Source organism: Nostoc sp. C96 (assembly GCF_059384975.1).
Window position 1 is genome coordinate 113,233 of the sequence record NZ_JBXUHI010000002.1, and the last position, 19,301, is coordinate 132,533.

Consider the following 19,301-nt stretch of genomic DNA (forward strand, 5'->3'; position numbering starts at 1 on the left):
CAGGAGTGGTAGGACTCGAACCTACATCGGTCGATTTAGAAGATCGATGCCCATCCATTAGGCGACACTCCCATAAATTGGTAGCCCTGGCAGGAATTGAAAGAGCGACTTCCTCTTTGTAAGAGAGGCACTCTCCCAACTGAGTTACAGGGCTAAAAGAGCGGACGACGAGAGTTGAAAAGAGCATCTGAAGCTTGGCATACTTCGGTGTTGCCTTTACACCACATCCGCATTGAAAAACCTATAAGGTTCAGAGCGATCGACGAGAATCGAACTCGTACCGTGAGTTTGGAAGACTCTGATGCTGCCTTTACACCACGACCGCCTGTTCCCAAAACAGGAGTGCTGCCAAGCTACACCACACCCGGATAATACTGCTGGTGGGAGTCGAACCCACAACCTCTGGTTTCTAAGACCAGCGCCTGCTTCCAGTTGGGCTACAGCAGCATATTGGTACTCCTGATGGGATTTGAACCCACACACAGACTGTTTTTGAGACAGCCGCCTCTTCCAATTGGGCTACAGGAGTATATATAGGCTGGGAAGGAAGGAATCGAACCTTCAAACTTCGCGTTCAAAGTGCGACGGCTTTACCTGTTTGCCTACTTCCCATTGATATTTGGATGCAGGAGTTGGGGTTGAACCAACCTCTCCTTGATTCAGAGTCAAGGCGACTTGCCAATCGTCCATCCTGCAATTAATGGCTGCCCCAGTAAGAGTCGAACTTACAACCTCGCGGTTAACAACCGCTTGCTCTGCCATTGAGCTATGGGGCAATGTGCCAGTCCCCCAGATCCGGATTGAACAGATGACCTCCTGTTCTTCTCCTATCGGAGACGCTACGCGAACAGACAGGCGCTACTACCAACTGAGCTACCAGGGGATAAGGCGAGAACGGAGGGACTTGAACCCCCAACCTTCTCTTTCGTAATCTGAGATGCAATCCAGTTACACCACGTTCTCATAAGGCGGAGAGAGAGGGAGTTGAACCCACAGTGAGACGCTGAATCTCACAACTGTTTAGCAAACAGCTTGCCCTGCCAATAGCAATCTCTCCATAATGGGCCGGGTAGGATTTGAACCTACGAAGCACATAGGCATCCGTTTTACAGACGGCTTCCTTCAACCGGACTTGGATACCGACCTAAATCAACGTTCACTTTGTAGAAATACATCCACAAGGGATGGAGTGAAGGGGAATCGAACCCCTATCCAGCAAGCGTCCGTTTGTTGGTTTCGTTGCTGTCGATCACCATTCGTCACCCCATGAGGCAGTGCAGACGGGACTCGAACCCGCTAATTACACGCTTGAAAGACGTGCCGCTCAGCCACTTCGCTTCTGCACCAAGAGAAAGATTTCTACCACATACAAGTTTGAGAAGCTGTTTTTAACAGCCTCCAGGTTTGGCGGAGGCTGTAGGAGTCGAACCTACTTCGGTTTTTTTAGACCGATTAACCAATATGTAAGCTTCTCGTGTTAGGACACGCGGTAGAACGCACAGACAAGGATTTGAACCCTGACCAAAGGTTTTGGAGACCCTGATGCTGCCGTTACACCATCTGTGCATTTGGTAGCAGTGGCAGGAGTTGAACCCGCATATTCTCGGTTATGAGCCGAGTACCTTGCCGTTAGGTGACACTGCAACGCTTGGAGTCCAGGGCGAGAATTGAACTCGCTGGGGGAGGTTTTGCAGACCAACACCCTACCATTAGGCGACCTGGACATATTTGGAAGCCGTGACGAGAGTTGCACTCGCTTCTCTCTGACTGAGAACCAGAGCGACTTTTCTATTCGTCTACACGGCTACACGGGGATGATGGGATTTGAACCCACGTTCTTTCGCTCGACAGGCGACTGCTTTAAACCGGACTAAGCTACACCCCCACGTTGGGTGGCAATTATTCAGTTTTCATGGTTCTGAGATGTTTGCTCTATGCCTTATTGAGAGGCTGTAGTGCTTCACTACATATATACTACATAATGTATTACAAGGTGTCAAGGGCATACTACAAAATTTTTTTGAGAAGTGAGAGGACATTGTGATGTAATCGAGGTATTGCCCTCTCTGATTGAGTTTGAAGTAAATTACTCAGATTCACTCAGGCGTTGTGCGTTCCAAAATTGTTCAGCAAATGCAACTGCTGGGTGAATTGGGGCTTTGGGCTTGGTTTTCAGTACCATTCCTGCTTCATGTGGCAGACGATCGCTCTTGGTTGAGTTGCATTTAGCGCACGCTGTTACAACGTTGTCCCAGGTATGCTGTCCACCTTTTGAGCGGGGTATTACATGATCAAGCGTTAGATGCTTGGTGCTACCGCAGTATTGGCAGGTGTGGTTGTCTCGTTTCAAAACTTCACGACGGTTTACAGGCGGTACTTTCCAATGGCGTTCGGGATTGCCAACTCTCAAGCGGATGTGTTCTGGTACTTGTAGTACAACACTAGGTGAACGGACTTCCCACTGCTTTGTAGTACCAAAATTCAATGATTCTGCCTGACCTGTAACTAATAGCACGATTGCTCGTTTGATGTTGATACGTGCTAGTGGTAAGTAGTTTTTAGAGAACACTACAACTGAATTTTGTAGTATGTGCGATTGCCTAAAAGGTGGTTGAGCTTCCATAAGTTGATTCACTCCTAAAAAAATAACCCCCGCCTCTGTCCATCAGTGCGGGGGTCAGATAGTTGATACTTTTTGACCTATATCGGTGCTAGAAAACACTTGCACCTCCCGCTTTGAATAAGTTGATCCGGATTCAGCCAACAGGCTAACGCTGCCTCTTGGCCAACGCTTGCAGATTTACCACTAATCAACCGATATGCTCTCTCAAAGGCAAACAGCACAATTGCTCTGCCTGAACCCCTGACAGGTTTGCAATGCACTGCATTATTTGAGGAAGAAGAGAATCTGCGGCTCATCAATTTTTTGTAGTATCTGTAACTTTGAGGAATATTTATATACTACAACTGTAATATATATCTGTCCACTACCAGTGTTAGAGGATATAGTTCGGCAACGAATTTTCCGAAATAGTTAAGCTAGGCGGTGTAGTTCTTATTAGTAAAGCAACTTATAAATAACTTCTATAAATAACTAGGGGAAAATTACCCCAACAAAAGCCCAGTCATCATGGCTGGGTTTTGGTTTAAGGCGATGTCTGACGACAAGCCACTACCCTTCGGGTTCTGCGAAGCAGTACGCGTCTACGCTTGCCTTTTGTGATTATTTTAATACATTTGTATTGTTAAGCTTGATTAAGGCGATGTTTGCGGAAAAATCTTGCGATTGCGATGCCCTCCACAACAAAAAACCCCGGCGTTAAGTACCGAGGTTTAGGGAAGAAGCCTTTTGGGTCGATGAGAGATGCCGATACCGAAATCCACAAATATTAACTAACAGCAATTGCAACCCAAACTAGAGCAGTAACAAATATAGTTGCAATTGCACCTTGGATGACGTAGTTGCGTTGTTCCCAAACTGCTGGATACTCAGCGCAGTATACCTGGGGTTCAGTTGGGTAGTTGTTGAGAACGCCGTCTTCATTAACTGTGGTGTACATAGTTTTTTTATTGCTTGTTCATTAATTTATGTAAATAAATATAACAATATTGTTACAAAAGGTCAACAGGACTTGACACAAAAAGTCTGATAGCGTTAATAAAAGTCGCTAATCAGCAATGGGTTACTCAGGCGAGGAAAGAAAGCGCCGTGCTGGTGCTGTGTTGCAGATTTTGAAGCGAGTCAGGGCAGTTTCTTAGAGGAAATAATAGGCTGATCACCTACAGAGGTATTCTCATCATGATACTGTCAAGGTAATTATCAAGATAAATGACGAAGCAGACAGTCCAGTTTTACCTAGACATTACCTAGATATGAGCAATACAGGGAAAACAAAGAAGCTGGCATCTTTTAACTGTGACCAAAAGATGTGGGAGCAGTTTATCGCTCATTGCCAGGAAAAAGGCACAACAGCAACAGCCACGCTCACCCGATTTATTGAGCTATACCTAGATGGTTCTCTAGATGACCTTGATGTAATTGCTGGTAATCAAGAGCAACGTCTGGACTCTTTAGAACAAAAAATTGAGGGGATAACAGCCCAAATGACACAATTCGCTGATGCGATTTTGAAAATTCAAAATCATCTCAACAACCAACCAAAACGGCGCAATAACTCATACAACAAGAATTCATACTATCCTGGGCAAACTCCCCGTCTTCAACCGCTAACGGCAGAAAATTTAGCTGCAAGACTTAATGTAAATGCAGAAACTATACGTGAGCAGCGAGTTAATCTACCACCACCACTTTTTGTGGCATGGTGCAAGGGCAAGGATAGAGCAGGGTTAGGCTGGGAATTTAACGAAAGTACAGGACTATATCATCCTGTGAGTTAGTTTACAGATGCGGGTAGGGATGCGATGCGATCGCTGTAGACTCAGAAATTTTTTGCTCTCCAGGAGATCGGGGTTAGGCTGGGAATTTAAACAAAATACAGGGTTGTATCATCCGTTAATATAAGTGCAAATTGCGATCCGCTTAATTCTGAGAAGAAAAATGCGGTGATTGAAAAAATCTGGAAATTTGCTTAAAAATGGTGATGCTTAATGTAAACGAAGCTATCTAAATTTTATGCAGTTAATAAATCGCTTTCAGACTTTGATTGCTGTTACTGGCTTGGTTACGTTATTGGGATGTTCACCAGCACTGATTCAATCAATTTCAGCACAAAAAGTTACAACACCATCCCAACCTCAAAATAGTCCTCACTTAGTATTGGGAAATCCTAGCGGGGCAGTTAATAGCACTGCCAACCCAGACAACTACTTAATCATTAGACCACAATACGCTTTATCATATAACCGAGATAAAGGAATTCCCAATTGGGCAGCTTGGCAGCTAAACAAGAATTGGTTGGGCAATTTACCACGTCCGGGATTTACACCTGATACTACATTGCCTAATGGCTGGTATCGAGTCACGCCAAATGACTACAGTGGCAGTGGCTTTGACCGAGGACACATGGTTCCTGCCGCCGACAGAAACAAAACACAACAAAACAGCCAAGCAGTATTTTTGATGACCAACATCATTCCCCAAGCCCCAGACAACAACCAAGGGCCTTGGGAACAACTAGAAAGCTATAGTCGGGGTTTAGCCAAACAGGGTAAAGAACTTTACATATACGCTGGTAGTAGCGGTGTTGGGGGTACAGGGAAAAATGGCGCAAAAACCACAATCGCTAATGGTAAGGTGACTGTTCCGGCCAGAACTTGGAAAATAATTGTTGTCCTGGATAAACCAGGGTTAGGTTTAAAGGGAGTGAACAAAAATACTCGTGTCATTGCCATTGATATGCCTAACACGCAAGGAATTAAAAATAATAAGTGGACTAAATATAGAACTTCAGTGAAGAAACTGGAAGAAATTACAGGCTATGATTTTCTCTCGAACGTACCAACAGAAATTCAGGGATTTATCGAAGCTAAAGTTGATAATGTTAGCGTTAATTAACTCAAACTCAAATAATTAATTCTAAGTTTCGATAAGTTTAGTAGCAATTCCGGCTAAATCGCCTGTGGGAGTTTCGCCAAGAAGATAAGCATCAATTTCGATGTTTCCGAGGCGATACACCTGCGGGTTTTTTAATGTCGCAAAAATCGTTTGTACAAGCTTTTGAAATTTGGTAACTGTAGCCCTTTCTTCATCACTGTGCCAGTCTTGGGGAGTAGTTGCAACAGTAAAAAAATCATCAACTGATAGCATTTCTACAGGTGTATCCTGTGGATGATTGGTCTGTTGTATAACTTTTTGGGGTGTGATAGGAGGTGTTAATGACCACAAAAAAACTTCAAACGGGTAATCAGACTCACTCATCATGAGTAAACCGTTCGCTGCTGTACGAAGCTGTTCTAAAATTTCTGAATTAGTTTGAGTCATAAGCCATCATCATAGAGCGATCGCTCCATTAACGCTATCATCCCAAAAGCTGAAAAACCCTACACAGTATCATCCATCCAGCCGCATTCAGGGCAATCCCAATGTACCCGTGCTGTGTAATCTCGGTCAAACGTAAAGCCGCACTGGGGACACTTACCAGTAAATAAAGGATGGGTATCTAGCAGCTCTAACTGTTCCTCCGGTGTCCGCCGATGTTGTGGTTGCAAGATTAGTTCGCCGTTGTAGGTTGCCCCGTCCGGTTGCCATAGTTCCTCTCCTTGAGCGTTGGGGTCTTCTCGAAAATCCAAACAGCTATCACCGTCAACCCCCTTTGGGTGGACAGCACAGATGAGGTGGGGATTGTGGGAGTAGAGAAGGCAGCGATCGCACTCTGGGATTTTTGGCATAGCACCAGTGTACTGCGCCCCAAAGAGCGATCGCTATTGCAATTCATGAATCAACCTCTCTTGCAATCGGGTATATCGCTCCTGGGACTTTGTAGAACGAACGCACATACTGATTGCCTTGTTACTGCCAATAATAATCGCCAGTGTCTTGGCACGGGTTAACCCTGTATAAAGTAAATTTCGAGTCAGCATCATGTAATGTTGCGTATACAATGGAAAAATTATTACTGGGTATTCTGAGCCTTGCGACTTATGGATACTCACGCTCCAGGCTAAAGCCAGTTCATTCATGTCAGCATAATCATAAGTAACATCACGCTCTTGGTACTGTACGATGACTTCCTGTTCTTCAGTATCTATTGTGGTAATAAATCCTACATCACCGTTAAACACTTCCCGTTGATAATCGTTGGTGAGTTGAATTACCCTGTCACCAATTCTAAAAATAGTCCCACCCCTGGTAATTTCAATTTTTTCAGGACTAGGTGGATTAATTAACTGTTGCAGTACGTTATTAAGATTGCGTGTACCGACTAATCCCCGTGACATGGGGGAAAGCACTTGTACATCAGTAGCAGGGTGAAAACCAAGCCGGGGGATGAAATCAGCAATCAACTCACTAATTGCCTGCACTCCATGTTCTGGCTCAAACCCTCCACCATGCCACAGACAATCAGATTGAGGTGTATCAGAAATTGATTCGATATGGGGATATTGCCCCCGGTTAATTTGGTGGGCGGCGGTAATAATTTTGCTAGTAGCAGCTTGACGAAATACTTGGGTAAGTCGCACTACAGGCACTTTTCCCGAATTAATTAAATCAGCCAGCACGTTACCTGCCCCTACCGATGGCAATTGGTCAATATCTCCTACTAACAATAGTTGGGCATTTTCGGCAACAGCTTCAACCAAAGAGTATGCCAGAAACAAGTCAAGCATACTGGCTTCGTCTACAATAATTGCACTATAAGGTAACGGGTTAGTGCGATCGCGTTTAAAACTGCGCGTCTTGGGGTCAAATTCTAGTAGGCGGTGAATGGTTTTCGCTTCTAGCCCAGTCATCTCGCCTAATCTTTGGGCAGCGCGTCCAGTTGGTGCAGCCAGGGCAATTGATTTACCCATTGCCTTCCACAAGGAAACAATGGTGTGAGTGGTAAAAGTTTTGCCCACACCAGGGCCACCTGTAATGACGGTGAATCTAGAGTAAGCTGCAACTTCTACCGCTTGTTGCTGTTCGGGTGATAGTGAAACTTTGCGGCTACTGCTATAACGCTCTAGCCAAGCGCGGACACGGGGAATATCAGGATTGATGGGGTGGGTGAGCCGTTCGCGTATTAATTGGGCTAAGTTTTGTTCGGTGTGGAAGTAGGTAGGCTTGTAGCAATTAAGTGTTTTATCGGCATCACGTTCTCTAATTAGCTCATTTTTGAGCGCCATATCTTTGATAACTTGAGTGATGGCATCTTCTTTTGGTTGATGGTCAGCAGTAGTGAGCAGTTTAATTACTTTCTCAATCAGTTCAGTCTGTGGCAAGTAGCAATGCCCATCTTCTGCGGCTTCACTTAATACATGGGTCATCCCAGCACAGTAACGAAACTGGGAATCTGCGGGAACGCCCAAATTCCGGGCAATCTTATCAGCAGTTAAAAAACCAATACCATAGATATCTGCTGCTAACTGGTAAGGATTATGGGTAACTGTATCTATGGATTTATCGCCATATTGCTTGTAAATTTTAACTGCGTATGTTGTAGAAACGCCGTGGCTTTGCAGAAATACCATCACTTCTTTAATAGCTTTTTGCTCATTCCAAGCTTTTTGAATCATAGCAATGCGTTTTTTAGCAATGCCATTAACTTCTGCAAGTCGTTCAATTTGGGTTTCAATAATCTCAAGGGTAGATAGTCCAAAATGAGCAACTATCCGTTTAGCAGTTACAGGGCCAACACCTTTAATTAGACCGCTACCTAAATACTTCTCAATTCCTGTAAGGGTAGCAGGTTTGGTTTCTTTATAATTAACAACTTGAAACTGCAAACCATACTGTGGGTGTTCGCGCCAAAAACCAGTTAATTGCAGCGTTTGTCCTGGTTGGATATCTGCAAAGCTACCAGTAATCGTAGTGAGTTCCTTCGCACCAGGGCGTTGTAAACGTGCCACTGTGTAACCCGACTCTTGAGAGTAATATGTCAGACGTTCCACTACTCCCGTAATCAATTCATGTTTGGGAGTGGCGTTGATTTGCTGCTGACTTGGTAGGGGTGTGGTGGACATCACTTTTAGGAAACGGCGCAGCCATTATACTCGATAGTGTTTTAGAAGTAATCGAGTTAGCTTTATATAGTATTTATGTACTATATAGTAAATTATGGAGAATAGCGATGGCTGTGCCAACGTTAAGGGCAAACTTAGCGTACAATGCAACCCGTTTTGGTATGGTGATGCCAATATTATGTGTCATAGTCAAACAGGTGTTTCTTCAACGCTATTTATTCTCATATTTACTATCAATAAAAAGTACTTTTACTTCACAGTCATTCTATTTTCAATAGAAGTATTTATTGCTGTTTTTGTCAATGAAAGCTTTATCCGTCCTTTTATCGGCGATGTTTCTGACTGCTGACTTCTGAGTGCTGAATTCTTACGTAAAAGGTTAAGTTTTGACTGGATTATAGATAATATGCTTTAGCATTTTTTTGGGGAGTAAGACACATCATTTTCTCAGGATTATCGAGGCATTTTCTCAGAATTATAGAAACGATTGCTCCTATACTTATTTTCAGGATCAACATAACTTTAAAGTTTAGTGTTCTATTATGTTTAGGTTAAAAAAATTCACAGCAATTGCAATTTTAGTCTTTGCAGTTATAATTTTAGGATTTCCATCCCAGACTCAAGCTGCATTTTCCCGTTCAAGTTGGATAGAAAATCAAATCTATCAATATAATCATCCCTTTGCCTCGCAATTACCGCAAGAATTAGCAACAAAGATGCAAAAGATGGCAGTTAGTCCTTTTGCTTTTTATCGAGGGACTGCTCACATCTTCTATAGTGATATGCAGACATTACCAAGTTCAGCATTTGTCAATTCTTCAACAAGAGCTATTTGGTTAGAAGGTGATATGCACCTACAAAATCTTGGGGGGATGCGGGATGCCAATGGTAACAATGTTTTTGATACCAGCGATTTTGATGAAGGTTATCTCGGCCCCTACGTCTGGGATTTACGCCGGATGGCGGTTTCAATTCTTTTAGCGGCGAAAGAAAATGGACTGAGTTCTAATGATGCTCAGGATGTGGTGCGGAATTTTGTGGATACTTATCTCAACAAAATGGGGGATTTTAAGGGAACGAATGACGAATTATCTTACCGTTTAGAATCGAGTAATACAAATGGTGTTGTTAACGATTTAATTCAAAAGACTGCCGCCAACAGTCGTTCTAACTTTTTAAGCAAGTATACACTAATTAATACTAGTGGAGATCGCCTCTTCCAGACTACTTCTGAACTTCAACCTTTATCTAGCAGTACCTATTCAGCTATTAGTGCTGGGATGAGTAGCTACATTACTTCAATTGCTAGTAGTAAGCGTTACAGCAATAGTTATTATATTGTCAAAGATATTCGTCTCAAATTAGGCTCAGGAACTGGTAGCCTCGGCAGATATCGATATTACTTGCTAATTGAAGGCCCAACTTCTGCAACCAGTGACGATGTGATTTTAGAAATGAAGCAAGAAACTAGCAGCGCCGTAGCTATAGCTGTGCCAGAGTTGTTGCCGAGTTCTGTGTATAGTAACCATCAAGGTGCAAGAGTCAGCATTGCCACGAAAGCGATGCTTGCCAATACTGATCCTTTAGTTGGCTACACTACAGTCAACAATCTCTTTTTCTTTCTACGTGAGAAATCGCCCTACCAAGAGGATTTTGATTACAAGTTGCTCACAAGCAAATCAAAATTCCTGGATGCAATGGGATATGCCGGGAAAGTGGTAGCTAAAAACCATGCTATCTCTGACAAAGATTACAATAGTGCAATTGTTTCCTACAGTGTGGATAAAGAAGTCACAGATGTTGTGGGTAATAACACTTCTGCATTTAAAAATGAGATTGTCAACTTTGCCTTAGACTATGCCACTCAAGTTGAGTATGACTATGCAAGTTTTGTTAGTGCTTTCAACCGAGGAGCAATACTCTACTAAAGCAATTTACCGCCGCTCTCCTCGCGCCTCTTGTGATAACTTTTCCTCTAAGAATTTTTTGGAGGGCGATCACCACTAACTTTGTGTCAGTTGTTCTATGAGTTGCAGTATATGTTTTTCAATTTGCTCAAGGGCAACTGTAGCAGAGGTTTTATCGATATCGTGAACCAGCCAGTATTCGATTGTCTCTGCCCAGTGGGGAAAGCGTTCATTCATCAAAGGACGGTGTTCTAATTCATCTAAGGCAATAACTCTAGTAGCTGACTGAAAATCTTGCTCACTGGCTGGCATTGGAAACCGTTCATCATCTGGTAGGTTTACCAAACGCACAGCTAAAGCCTCAGCCGCATACTGGGAAATTGCCCCCACATTGTTTACACCGCGCTCAAGTGCCAAACCTCTAGAGTCGGCTTGCCAATCTAAACCTTGTTTGGTAGCCAACCAATTAAATAGGTTTTCGGCAAAGCGGCTGCGGTAGTAGTTGCCTGTACACAAGAATAAGATTTTATTCATTTGACCAAATTTTACTAAGCCTATGGGCTTTGTACTGGTAAATGGAAGAATTTGCAAGATATTCAGGCTACTTTTCACATGGTTGCAATGGGGTAATTTCTTCGCTTGATTGGGAGGAGCGATCGCCTGTCTACTACATTTCCGCTAAGAACGCCATCGCCTATGCTGGGCTTTAAGAGCGATGCCTACTGCCACCTTTTCCTCTAAGAATTTACTCTTCAACAGCACTTACAAAATCTTCTTACTCAAAGCAAAGAATTTTACTCATAAGAATCATATTGCGTATATTAACTGATGAATAGCCCGCTTTAGCATGGTTAATATATAGCAAATAATATAGCACCTGCTACTTAAAGTAGAAGGTAAAGTATCAAATTTAAATGACTATTAAAAAACCCTTGGCTATCAAACAGCCAAAGGTAGGGCAGATCATTCGTGATTTGCGGCTTTCTGCTGGGCTTACGCAAGAACAGTTCGCAGCAACTCTAGGTGTTAAATATTCAACGATTAACCGTTGGGAAAACGGACACTCAACGCCGTCGCCTTTAGCGATGAGCAAGATTGAGGGGATGTTAGAGGCAATGGGCGCTCAAGGGCAGGATTTGTTGGCTAAGTATTTATCGAATTAGTTTTTGGCTTCAGTTTTGTGTGGGCAATGAGTTGTACTCATTGCAGATTTAACCTGCCCAAGATTAATGGCAATAGATACACAGCAAGGATTTTGGAGAAACAACTTTTGAGTCTAGGGAAACACAGGTATGAAGGGGCGACTACTCCAACTAGATGATGTCAGGCTCTAGGTACAATATGAGAAGTAATTCATTAAACTCAAACATAGAAATTAGCGGTCAACCTGGTTTAGTGTGGGGGAATATAATTGTTCCCACTGCTGGCAGGTCAAAAATTCGGATTAAAATTGCTGGTGATTTACTGCAAAGTAACATTGATTCAAGTTACGGACTAGAGAAAAAGGATATTCAAACTAGAATTCAGGACATTAAATCTATAGAAATTTCCTCTGGGCCACTTGCTTGGTTATTGGTTCTAGGAGTTGCAACGCTCTTTTTATATGGTCTTGGGATTATATTCATTATTCTTTACTTCTTTATTAAGCAACGCTGGATGATAATTTATACCAGCACCATCAGTATTATTGTGTTCTACAAAAAGCCCCAAGATGTAGAGCAGTTTAGGTCTACTGTGTTGGCACTTGCCCGTCAAATCAATTCACCACCTGTACCCAAAACGCAGACTGCCCCACCGCCACCGCCTCGGATGCCTAGTAAAACTACTATTCAGTAGCTTAAGCATGAAGATTTAGCCGCACCCATTCAAGTGAGGATATCTAGCAACCGACTGCACACGGTTATCTTGTGAATTTAGATAATAAGGAATCGTAATTATGGATGAAATTGTTAGAAAATTAGCAGGTGTTGGATTACCAGCCGTTATACTTCTTATCACAATGGCAACGACTGGTTTAGCTGGTGCTGCTGCCATTACTGCGGCATTGGCTATGTTAGGGTCAGGCGGAATGATTGGTGGTGTTGTATTACTTGGAATCATAGGGTTAGCATCAGATGCACTAACCAAATATGGATTGACAGCACTACTCCAGGGAATTTATCAAGAGAGAAAAGCTAAAGGTGAATCTTTGAATAACCTCTGTAGAGAAATTGATGGTTTACCAATCACTAAAGAATTGAAGCTAATTATTAAAGAACATATCGGTTGCATTTAAGTTTATTGCGATCGCTGTTCTCATAAGTTATCAAATGCCATCACTGCCACATTCTTAGAGGAAATCTACCAAACAATGACCGCAAATTTATAGAAAAGCCAATACTACGCGAAGGCCTCAATCTTGACCCTGTATTGAAAAATTTGATTGTAATTTGTCAGCCTAACTGTACAAACTACAAGGTGACACAACAAGAGTGGCAACGTGTACATGAATTAAAAGGATAATAATTCTCAATTGTCTATGAAAACTTTGCAACAGTCACAAACTCTAAGAGCAGCATTTCAAGAAAAAATAAATACTAAAAAGTCAGCCAAACATCAAGAAATTCACCAAGTTTTAGGCAACGGTACATTAGGTAATCTAGGTTCATTTATATATGAATTTAAGCAAGCCAAAAATCAACTTCAAGGTAGTGTTGGTGAGTGGGGTATCTCTGCAATCTTTCAATGCTTCCCAGATACTTGGGTAATGTTCAATAATGCTTTAATACCTACTAATAACACAGGTGGTTTAACTGAGATAGACCACTTAATTATCGGGATAAAGGGCATTTTCTTGTTGGAAATTAAGACTTGGAAGGGTTCATTTACTGCATACAACGATAAATGGAAACGTCGAGAAGGTCATAATTGGGTAGAAATATCTAACAGTCCTACTTCTCAAAGTGCTTACCATCAAAAAATGTTTAGCCGATGGATAATTTCTGTAGTTCCCAATCTCTCGGATAATTTCGTTTATGCTCCTGTGGTGTTTCCTATAGCTAAATGGTTAGGAGTTAATAATTGTTCAGTACCAGTTTTTCAAAGTGTGCCTGCACTGTTGCAAACGATAGTTAACTGCCCTGATTGCTTGACAGAAACGCAAATACAGTTAATTGCTGAAGCTGTCGCTAATTATAAGATTCCTGAAAATACTACCCCAACACCTAAACCAATTCCTAAATCAAAACTTATTAAACGTCAGAATTATAATAGTTAATTTTAATTAATATGAGTGTGAAAACACAAGAGAAAGTATCAATGAATGGCTATATATAAGAACTCAAACAGGATTTTATAAAGAATTATCGTCTAATTTACATTTAGCATACGCTGACCAACGTGATGGACATAATACACAACACTGGTGGACATTATATTTTGATGATAGTTATAAACAAAATATTTCAACTAATATCAAGATTGAAATTCATTACGTTAAGAGTAAAGATTCACCAAATAATAATAATTCAGATTACCAATGGGGTGGTTTAAATTTTCGGTCAAAAGCAGAAGTTAGAATAGCACACGCCTTACACAGTAAAAAAATTTTATTTTTTGCTAACAGTCGTGCTTATATGGATTTAACTGATTTACCTATTTCTAACATTAATAATAATCAATTAAAGGAAAGAGTAGAAATAGATTTTTTGGTTTTCTATAAGCAAAAGTGTATGATTTTAGAAGTTGATGGAGAACATCATCAGCAAGCACCACAAAGAACTAGAGATTATAGAAGAGATAGAGTCTTATTACGTGATGGTATTCGGACTGCTAGATTTGAGGCTAGTGAGTGTTATAACCATCCTTTAGAAGTTGTTACCGAATTTTTGAATCTTTTTTAAAATTAGGAAATTAGGCAATTTTGATACTTACACTTACTTAGGCGTAGTCTAGCGCAGTGCAAATTTACCTGCTGTTTGGAGATAGCATTAAAGAAAGTTGCAGTTAAAGCTGCATGATTAAAATTAGTTATTCATACTGAATCTATATGTTGATTGTCATGCTTACAGTAGGATAAACTTAGACTTGCTTAAGCGAAATTTAGCTTGGCACTATATTTCAAAAGAAAAGATTAACTTTATGAAACTACAAAATCAAATAAAAAAATTTACAAGTATACTCAGTTTAATTTTTATATTTAATGCAGCCTTTAATATAACTCCATCATTGGCTCAAGAAAAATGTGGGAATACTGAACCTGTTGAAGCTAGTAAAACCACTAGAACAGTAAAGTTAAATAAATTTGGCATTAAAATTAAAATTCCCTCTAACTTTAGAACATTACTTCGTAATAACGGTTCTATAAGCATTCTCGTATCCCTGGATTCATTTGAAGCAGTTAGATGTAAGGCTCCTCATGGCATTTACTACTTCAATATTAAACTGTTACCCAATCCTAAAAAATTATCTTTAGTAGAACTAGCTAGAACTTCTTATAGTATGGCTTTAGGCCCACCAATCAAACTACATAACTATAGGCTGAATAATATAGAAGCATTGGTTATAGATGCTCAAGGTGCTTATGGTGCTTATGGAATTTTTAATGTACCGCAAAAGGGTGTAGTAGAAATGAGTACTGTTTGTGATTGTGAAGTTGATAAAAATGATATCATAAGCTATCTGGAAGTAACTGAATTAATCTAATAGTAAATATCAGAAAAATATTTCTGCACAACTTAGTTTGTGTAATGCGATCGCCCTGCTGCAAATTCTTAGAGGAAAAATCAAGTATGCGATCGCTCCTCCCAATTTACCCGCCGTTTGGAGAAAGTCTTGCAGCATAATTCTTAGAGGACAAGCGATGCCTCTAGCAACCTAACGGAACGCTCCCAGTCCTTTACGACCTGTATATTATTTAATAAGTGTTAATTCTATCTGTATGATGCAAGATTTAGAGATACTTGACATTGTAGATGAAAGTGATTGCGTTATTGGACAAAAGCCACGCTCAGAAATATATAGTCAAGGGCTGTGCAATTTTAGAGTTGTCAATGCTTTTGTCATTAATTCATTAGGACAACTTTGGATACCGCGCCGTTCTGCACAAAAACGAATTTTTCCCCTTTGTCTTGATGTCAGTATGGGTGGTCATGTAGAAAGCGGAGAAACTTACGAAGATGCTTTGCAACGTGAACTCGAAGAAGAATTAAACTTAAATTTAAACATGGTTAATACGCAGTTATTGGGTTATTTAACACCATATAAATATCAAGTGTCTGCTTTTATGAAAGTTTATGAAATCACATTAGATTGTGAACCAGATTATAATAAGAATGATTTTATTGAAAGTTTTTGGTTATATCCTTCTGATTTAATAGAATGGTTGAATAAAGGTGAACCTGCAAAAAGTGACTTGATTAAACTTGTGCAGATGTTTTATGCAAATTAATCTCGAATTTTGATGACTAAATTTTGTATAAAGATTCTGAATTTCCTCAAACCCCATCTAATTTGGTATAACAGCGATCGCCCTACCTGATTCTTAGAGGAAAATTTCTGAGCGATCGCCTCTCTCTCACTCACACCTCCAAACCCTGCTAAAATCCGTGTATTCAACACATCAAATACCATGTCTGGCAAAGGATTTGGGCAATCCCAACCTACAAAAATCGATAAACTTATTGAATCGGCGGTGCGTCACTGCCAAAAGCGACACCCAGAAGCCTTAGACACAATTTTTGACAATCTGCCTGTAAAGCTCAACAAACAGGTATTAGATGGTACAGTTGCCGCTTTAGAAACAGATATTGATGCCTTGAGTTGGCTATGTGGTTATTTTGCATCTGAAATTAACCGTAGTGAGGATAACCAGAAGCCTCGCCATTCTATTACAAAGCTTAGTAAATTGCTCATTACATCGGGGATGAAACCCTTCTGTGATTTTGCTCCTTACCCTGGTTGTCGCATTGTCATACTTGATACTGATAAGTTTGAATCGCTACCAGAGGAAGTTAAAACCATAGTACAGCAAGCTTTTAATGTAACGGAACAGTCTGGTGAAGAAGCACAACGGATAAATGATGCCTTGCTCCAAGAACTAACCGTGACCTAAGAGTAGTGAATAGATGCGACCATGACCAACATCCACAACCTCGGCATGACCGATACCGAGTATGCCCAGCTACTAACCCAAGGCTACGACCCCAACCTAGAACGCCAGTTGATAGAACTGGGTGAAAGTCCAGAGCAAGCCAGGAAACTAGCGCGAGTAGCTGGGACTGACACAAGACAAGCCACCACAAACAGATTCAGGAGTGGGAAGAGTTTATGACAGTTTGGGAAGATTAGCTTTAGGGAAAGCGATCGCCCTCGTCACTGCAAGACTTTGCTATCAATCGGTAGTGAGAATTCACGAGACCATATTCATTCCAAGAACCAAAATAATTTCTGGCATCAATTCCTGCCACTTCCAGAGCAATCAGAGTATTCGCTGCTCTAGAACCTTTAAAACAGTAGACGTACACAATAGACTCTGAAGTAATACCTACTGACTGACAAATTTCTAAAATTTCCGCTTTTGAGCGAAACATGGAGATTTCCGATTCAGAATTCATAAACCGATGCCATTCTAACCATACAGCGTTGGGAATTCTACCTTTGCGAGGACAAAAATCAACTGCATAGGGCGAAGAACTCAACCCAAGCCATTCAGGGCGATCGCGCACATCTAATTTAATAATTGCTGGATTGTCAATTGCTTGCAACATCTCGGCGGTAGTCACTATCATCTCAGCTTTAGGATGCAATCTAAATATGCTGCTTTCACGTAATGGTATTTCATCAGTTACAGGTAATTCCGCCCTCAGCCATGCTCTATATCCTCCATGTAAAATAGATACCTGAGTGCAACCCAAATACTTTAGTAAGAAAGCTGCTCGACAAGATTGACCATAACCTTTATTTAAAGTATCTTCATAAACAATTAACCGTTCTGCACCCGATATTCCCAGTTTGCTCATAATTTGTGCAAAATACTCTTGCAATTTTTTTAATCCGGCTGGGGAGGAATTCTCTAAAAGATAGGTAAAAAAATCTCTAATATTTATGGATTTAGGAATATGAGAAATACTATAATCTTCTGGACTTCGCGTATCGATAATGACCGCCTGGGATGACTTTTGGGCTAACAAAGACATGAGTTCTTGAGGAGAAATGAGGAGTTGTGTATTCACGCTTTCATGCTTCTGTTATCGTACCATTAGGCATTATCGCGCTCGGTTGATTTGCGTTTTGGAATGCAAATCACAGAAGAATGAATGTTGAATGTTACGAGAGAACTTTTGTAGCTATGTTGTTTGAAAATTGACCAAATCAATACAAATAAGCTTGCGCTTTTGGTCATCATTTTAGGTGTAATGCGATCGCTCAAATTCTTTAGAGGATGTTTGGAAAGTCAAAAAAGCTCAAAGTAACGATATTCTATCAGCAGATAAAAATGCGACAGTGTGATTATGTGTTTTATCTATACCTAACTAGTATGAGAAACGCTATATAATTGAGTATAGTAAGCATATAATTCTGCCATTTCACATTCGAGTTCCCAGGATAAATGTTTAAAGTCAGGTACATTCTCTTCTAATTCGCGCGAGTAGGTGCTTGGTTCAACGCTAATTATCTCTGTTTCTGGACTTACCTCAACAATATAATTCATTCTAGAACACATAAGCATTCCTGCTGTTAAACATACTTTTTTCTAGTTATATCTTCCTTCTGAAAATTTCATTATTTAAAGTCACTCAAATTTTTGTAAACAAGTTTATCAGTTTTAATATAGCCATTGTAGACTTTAAGATATTTCTAATATTGAGTTATATTTTTTAAAGTTATTAGTTGTAGGCTGGGATAATATGGATATACTTGATGGGCTTTATATTCTGAATGAAAATAAACAACCTGTTGCACCAAAAAGTCTTAATCAATGGTCTGATTGGCGGAAAGATGAGAAAAATATACAAGTAGCTTTAGATACCTTTTCTTGGGAAGGGTATCTACAATTTTTTTAGGAAAGGATTTTTCTAATTTCCCTAATCAAGAACCACAGCTTTTTGAAACTATGGTTTTTGGAGGTGAATACAGTGGTAAATTCTGGAGATATTCAACTTGGGAACAAGCGGTTGCTGGACATCAAGAAGTGTGTATGATAGCTATTTGAGCTTATTTGTGAAAAAAATCTAAACTTCTAAGAATAATCCTAAACTAAAAAAATATAGTTGTAAAATTGGTAACAATTCAGCAATAATTTTTTCTTAATATGGCAAGAATTAAGCACTCAGGAGCCAAGATACAGAATAGAAAATTACCTAAGTATAATTAATAGTTTGATTTCTCAACTTACACCTAGTTTTTCTCACTATTATGACGAATGTATTATTAAAAATTTTCTCATTTTAGTTTTAAAGAAAAGCAATGACAGTTCATGACTTAACTGCACTTTTAGACGGTGGCAGTAACTAACCAATCGCACATCACAGATTTACACCCATTTGCAAAATTAACAGCCACCATGCAATGCCCTAAGTATCCATTCCAAAATGGCTCACCCTCAGCCACGCCGACACTCTCCCCAATTTTGTCAACCATCTGTTGATAAAATTCCCCTGCATCTTCTAGACCTTGTTGTAATTTTAGCTTTAACCCAGTCCACAGCTTTGATTGGTTGGCTGTCTGTATTTCGCTATTATGAAGCGATTCAATATTGTCAGGCTTTATTGGGTGTTCCATACCCAAGTGATT

Annotated in this window: 24 protein-coding genes, 18 tRNA genes and 1 pseudogene; 14 read left to right on the plus strand and 29 right to left on the minus strand. The window is 40.5% G+C overall.

What is annotated here, in order from left to right; translation table 11 throughout:
• The 20 genes from AC504W_RS28645 to psb34 form a co-directional block, all read right to left on the minus strand.
• Nucleotides 1-72 (minus strand) — tRNA-Arg (locus AC504W_RS28645).
• Between the two features lie 6 nt (nt 73-78).
• A tRNA-Val gene (locus AC504W_RS28650) sits at nt 79-154 on the minus strand.
• A 100-nt stretch (nt 155-254) separates the two neighbouring features.
• A tRNA-Gly gene (locus tag AC504W_RS28655) sits at nt 255-325 on the minus strand.
• 47 nt (nt 326-372) lie between these two features.
• Nucleotides 373-447, minus strand: a tRNA-Leu gene (locus AC504W_RS28660).
• A 4-nt stretch (nt 448-451) separates the two neighbouring features.
• Nucleotides 452-529: transfer RNA gene (locus AC504W_RS28665), tRNA-Leu, on the minus strand.
• A 9-nt stretch (nt 530-538) separates the two neighbouring features.
• Nucleotides 539-612, minus strand: a tRNA-Gln gene (locus AC504W_RS28670).
• An 8-nt stretch (nt 613-620) separates the two neighbouring features.
• Nucleotides 621-696 (minus strand) — tRNA-Gln (locus tag AC504W_RS28675).
• Between the two features lie 5 nt (nt 697-701).
• Nucleotides 702-776: transfer RNA gene (locus AC504W_RS28680), tRNA-Asn, on the minus strand.
• Between the two features lie 9 nt (nt 777-785).
• Nucleotides 786-883, minus strand: a tRNA-OTHER gene (locus AC504W_RS28685).
• Nucleotides 884-889: 6 nt separating this feature from the next.
• Nucleotides 890-963: transfer RNA gene (locus AC504W_RS28690), tRNA-OTHER, on the minus strand.
• A 6-nt stretch (nt 964-969) separates the two neighbouring features.
• Nucleotides 970-1,057, minus strand: a tRNA-Ser gene (locus tag AC504W_RS28695).
• Between the two features lie 4 nt (nt 1,058-1,061).
• Nucleotides 1,062-1,145, minus strand: a tRNA-Tyr gene (locus AC504W_RS28700).
• Nucleotides 1,146-1,272: 127 nt separating this feature from the next.
• Nucleotides 1,273-1,346, minus strand: a tRNA-Glu gene (locus tag AC504W_RS28705).
• 149 nt (nt 1,347-1,495) lie between these two features.
• Nucleotides 1,496-1,566: transfer RNA gene (locus tag AC504W_RS28710), tRNA-Trp, on the minus strand.
• Between the two features lie 3 nt (nt 1,567-1,569).
• Nucleotides 1,570-1,644 (minus strand) — tRNA-Met (locus AC504W_RS28715).
• Between the two features lie 5 nt (nt 1,645-1,649).
• Nucleotides 1,650-1,724 (minus strand) — tRNA-Cys (locus tag AC504W_RS28720).
• A gap of 5 nt (nt 1,725-1,729) precedes the next feature.
• Nucleotides 1,730-1,806 (minus strand) — tRNA-Glu (locus AC504W_RS28725).
• A gap of 3 nt (nt 1,807-1,809) precedes the next feature.
• Nucleotides 1,810-1,885 (minus strand) — tRNA-Asp (locus AC504W_RS28730).
• A gap of 201 nt (nt 1,886-2,086) precedes the next feature.
• Entirely contained in the window at nt 2,087-2,623 is a 537-nt protein-coding gene (locus AC504W_RS28735; protein ID WP_494879860.1) for an HNH endonuclease, read from the minus strand.
• Nucleotides 2,624-3,389: 766 nt separating this feature from the next.
• Nucleotides 3,390-3,560, minus strand: a complete 171-nt coding sequence (gene psb34 / locus AC504W_RS28740) for a photosystem II assembly protein Psb34 (RefSeq protein WP_494879862.1) — start codon at nt 3,558-3,560, stop codon at nt 3,390-3,392.
• A gap of 367 nt (nt 3,561-3,927) precedes the next feature.
• Between psb34 and AC504W_RS28745 the strand changes: the two genes are divergently transcribed.
• Complete coding sequence (locus tag AC504W_RS28745; protein ID WP_494879864.1) at nt 3,928-4,398, plus strand: hypothetical protein; 471 nt, start codon at nt 3,928-3,930, stop codon at nt 4,396-4,398.
• Nucleotides 4,399-4,633: 235 nt separating this feature from the next.
• Nucleotides 4,634-5,515: a DNA/RNA non-specific endonuclease gene (locus AC504W_RS28750; protein ID WP_494879866.1), complete on the plus strand. Its 882-nt coding sequence runs from the start codon at nt 4,634-4,636 to the stop codon at nt 5,513-5,515.
• Nucleotides 5,516-5,536: 21 nt separating this feature from the next.
• Here AC504W_RS28750 and AC504W_RS28755 read toward each other — a convergent pair whose 3' ends face one another.
• From AC504W_RS28755 to recD2, 3 genes are read right to left on the minus strand one after another with little or no spacing between them, the layout of a single operon-like run.
• Nucleotides 5,537-5,941 (minus strand): nuclease A inhibitor family protein, encoded by a 405-nt coding sequence (locus AC504W_RS28755; protein ID WP_494879868.1) that lies wholly within the window; start codon nt 5,939-5,941, stop codon nt 5,537-5,539.
• A 59-nt stretch (nt 5,942-6,000) separates the two neighbouring features.
• Nucleotides 6,001-6,348, minus strand: coding sequence for a hypothetical protein (locus AC504W_RS28760; RefSeq protein WP_494879870.1), 348 nt, complete (start codon nt 6,346-6,348; stop codon nt 6,001-6,003).
• 33 nt (nt 6,349-6,381) lie between these two features.
• On the minus strand, nt 6,382-8,622 hold the full coding sequence (recD2, locus tag AC504W_RS28765) for an SF1B family DNA helicase RecD2 (protein WP_494879872.1): 2,241 nt from the start codon (nt 8,620-8,622) through the stop codon (nt 6,382-6,384).
• 542 nt (nt 8,623-9,164) lie between these two features.
• Here recD2 and AC504W_RS28770 point away from each other — a divergent pair.
• Nucleotides 9,165-10,550: a DUF2252 domain-containing protein gene (locus AC504W_RS28770; protein ID WP_494879874.1), complete on the plus strand. Its 1,386-nt coding sequence runs from the start codon at nt 9,165-9,167 to the stop codon at nt 10,548-10,550.
• Nucleotides 10,551-10,625: 75 nt separating this feature from the next.
• Here the strand turns inward: AC504W_RS28770 and AC504W_RS28775 are convergent, their stop codons facing one another.
• Complete coding sequence (locus AC504W_RS28775; protein WP_494879876.1) at nt 10,626-11,063, minus strand: arsenate-mycothiol transferase ArsC; 438 nt, start codon at nt 11,061-11,063, stop codon at nt 10,626-10,628.
• 41 nt (nt 11,064-11,104) lie between these two features.
• Here AC504W_RS28775 and AC504W_RS28780 point away from each other — a divergent pair, with 41 nt between their 5' ends.
• The 7 genes from AC504W_RS28780 to AC504W_RS28810 all read left to right on the plus strand — a co-directional run bounded on the left by AC504W_RS28780 (nt 11,105) and on the right by AC504W_RS28810 (nt 15,212).
• Nucleotides 11,105-11,239, plus strand: a complete 135-nt coding sequence (locus tag AC504W_RS28780; protein ID WP_494879877.1) for a hypothetical protein — start codon at nt 11,105-11,107, stop codon at nt 11,237-11,239.
• Between the two features lie 204 nt (nt 11,240-11,443).
• Nucleotides 11,444-11,692: a helix-turn-helix domain-containing protein gene (locus AC504W_RS28785; protein ID WP_494879879.1), complete on the plus strand. Its 249-nt coding sequence runs from the start codon at nt 11,444-11,446 to the stop codon at nt 11,690-11,692.
• Between the two features lie 178 nt (nt 11,693-11,870).
• Nucleotides 11,871-12,365, plus strand: a complete 495-nt coding sequence (locus AC504W_RS28790; RefSeq protein WP_494879880.1) for a hypothetical protein — start codon at nt 11,871-11,873, stop codon at nt 12,363-12,365.
• 100 nt (nt 12,366-12,465) lie between these two features.
• Complete coding sequence (locus tag AC504W_RS28795; RefSeq protein ID WP_494879882.1) at nt 12,466-12,804, plus strand: hypothetical protein; 339 nt, start codon at nt 12,466-12,468, stop codon at nt 12,802-12,804.
• A gap of 243 nt (nt 12,805-13,047) precedes the next feature.
• Nucleotides 13,048-13,785, plus strand: a complete 738-nt coding sequence (locus AC504W_RS28800; protein ID WP_494874794.1) for a nuclease-related domain-containing protein — start codon at nt 13,048-13,050, stop codon at nt 13,783-13,785.
• A 358-nt stretch (nt 13,786-14,143) separates the two neighbouring features.
• A complete protein-coding gene (locus AC504W_RS28805; RefSeq protein WP_494874795.1) occupies nt 14,144-14,410 on the plus strand; it encodes a DUF559 domain-containing protein in 267 nt (88 codons plus the stop codon).
• A 238-nt stretch (nt 14,411-14,648) separates the two neighbouring features.
• Entirely contained in the window at nt 14,649-15,212 is a 564-nt protein-coding gene (locus tag AC504W_RS28810; protein WP_494879883.1) for a hypothetical protein, read from the plus strand.
• 9 nt (nt 15,213-15,221) lie between these two features.
• Here the strand turns inward: AC504W_RS28810 and AC504W_RS28815 are convergent, their stop codons facing one another.
• A complete protein-coding gene (locus AC504W_RS28815; RefSeq protein ID WP_494874797.1) occupies nt 15,222-15,350 on the minus strand; it encodes a hypothetical protein in 129 nt (42 codons plus the stop codon).
• Between the two features lie 97 nt (nt 15,351-15,447).
• Between AC504W_RS28815 and AC504W_RS28820 the strand changes: the two genes are divergently transcribed.
• Complete coding sequence (locus AC504W_RS28820) at nt 15,448-15,957, plus strand: NUDIX hydrolase (RefSeq protein ID WP_494874798.1); 510 nt, start codon at nt 15,448-15,450, stop codon at nt 15,955-15,957.
• Here the strand turns inward: AC504W_RS28820 and AC504W_RS28825 are convergent.
• Nucleotides 15,954-16,139: a hypothetical protein gene (locus tag AC504W_RS28825; protein WP_494874799.1), complete on the minus strand. Its 186-nt coding sequence runs from the start codon at nt 16,137-16,139 to the stop codon at nt 15,954-15,956. The two genes, AC504W_RS28820 and AC504W_RS28825, sit on opposite strands and share 4 nt — an antisense overlap.
• Between AC504W_RS28825 and AC504W_RS28830 the strand changes: the two genes are divergently transcribed.
• Together AC504W_RS28830 and AC504W_RS28835 are read left to right on the plus strand one after the other, a co-directional pair.
• Nucleotides 16,138-16,620 carry a hypothetical protein gene (locus AC504W_RS28830; protein WP_494874800.1) on the plus strand — a complete coding sequence of 161 codons (483 nt, stop codon included), beginning with the start codon at nt 16,138-16,140 and terminating at the stop codon, nt 16,618-16,620. The two genes, AC504W_RS28825 and AC504W_RS28830, sit on opposite strands and share 2 nt — an antisense overlap.
• A 21-nt stretch (nt 16,621-16,641) precedes the next feature.
• Nucleotides 16,642-16,839: a hypothetical protein gene (locus AC504W_RS28835; RefSeq protein WP_494879884.1), complete on the plus strand. Its 198-nt coding sequence runs from the start codon at nt 16,642-16,644 to the stop codon at nt 16,837-16,839.
• 41 nt (nt 16,840-16,880) lie between these two features.
• Here AC504W_RS28835 and AC504W_RS28840 read toward each other — a convergent pair.
• Both AC504W_RS28840 and AC504W_RS28845 read right to left on the minus strand, forming a co-directional pair.
• Nucleotides 16,881-17,740, minus strand: a pseudogene (locus AC504W_RS28840) (sulfurtransferase).
• Nucleotides 17,741-18,036: 296 nt separating this feature from the next.
• A complete protein-coding gene (locus tag AC504W_RS28845) occupies nt 18,037-18,231 on the minus strand; it encodes a hypothetical protein (protein ID WP_494879885.1) in 195 nt (64 codons plus the stop codon).
• A 184-nt stretch (nt 18,232-18,415) separates the two neighbouring features.
• On the opposite strand from AC504W_RS28845, the gene AC504W_RS28850 reads away from it, so the two are divergent.
• The gene (locus AC504W_RS28850) at nt 18,416-18,571 is read left to right on the plus strand and encodes a hypothetical protein (protein WP_494879886.1); all 156 of its coding nucleotides are present in this window, start codon (nt 18,416-18,418) and stop codon (nt 18,569-18,571) included.
• Nucleotides 18,572-19,001: 430 nt separating this feature from the next.
• On the opposite strand, the gene AC504W_RS28855 is transcribed toward AC504W_RS28850, so the two are convergent.
• Nucleotides 19,002-19,289 carry a hypothetical protein gene (locus AC504W_RS28855; protein ID WP_494879888.1) on the minus strand — a complete coding sequence of 96 codons (288 nt, stop codon included), beginning with the start codon at nt 19,287-19,289 and terminating at the stop codon, nt 19,002-19,004.
• Between the last annotated feature and the right edge of the window lie 12 nt (nt 19,290-19,301).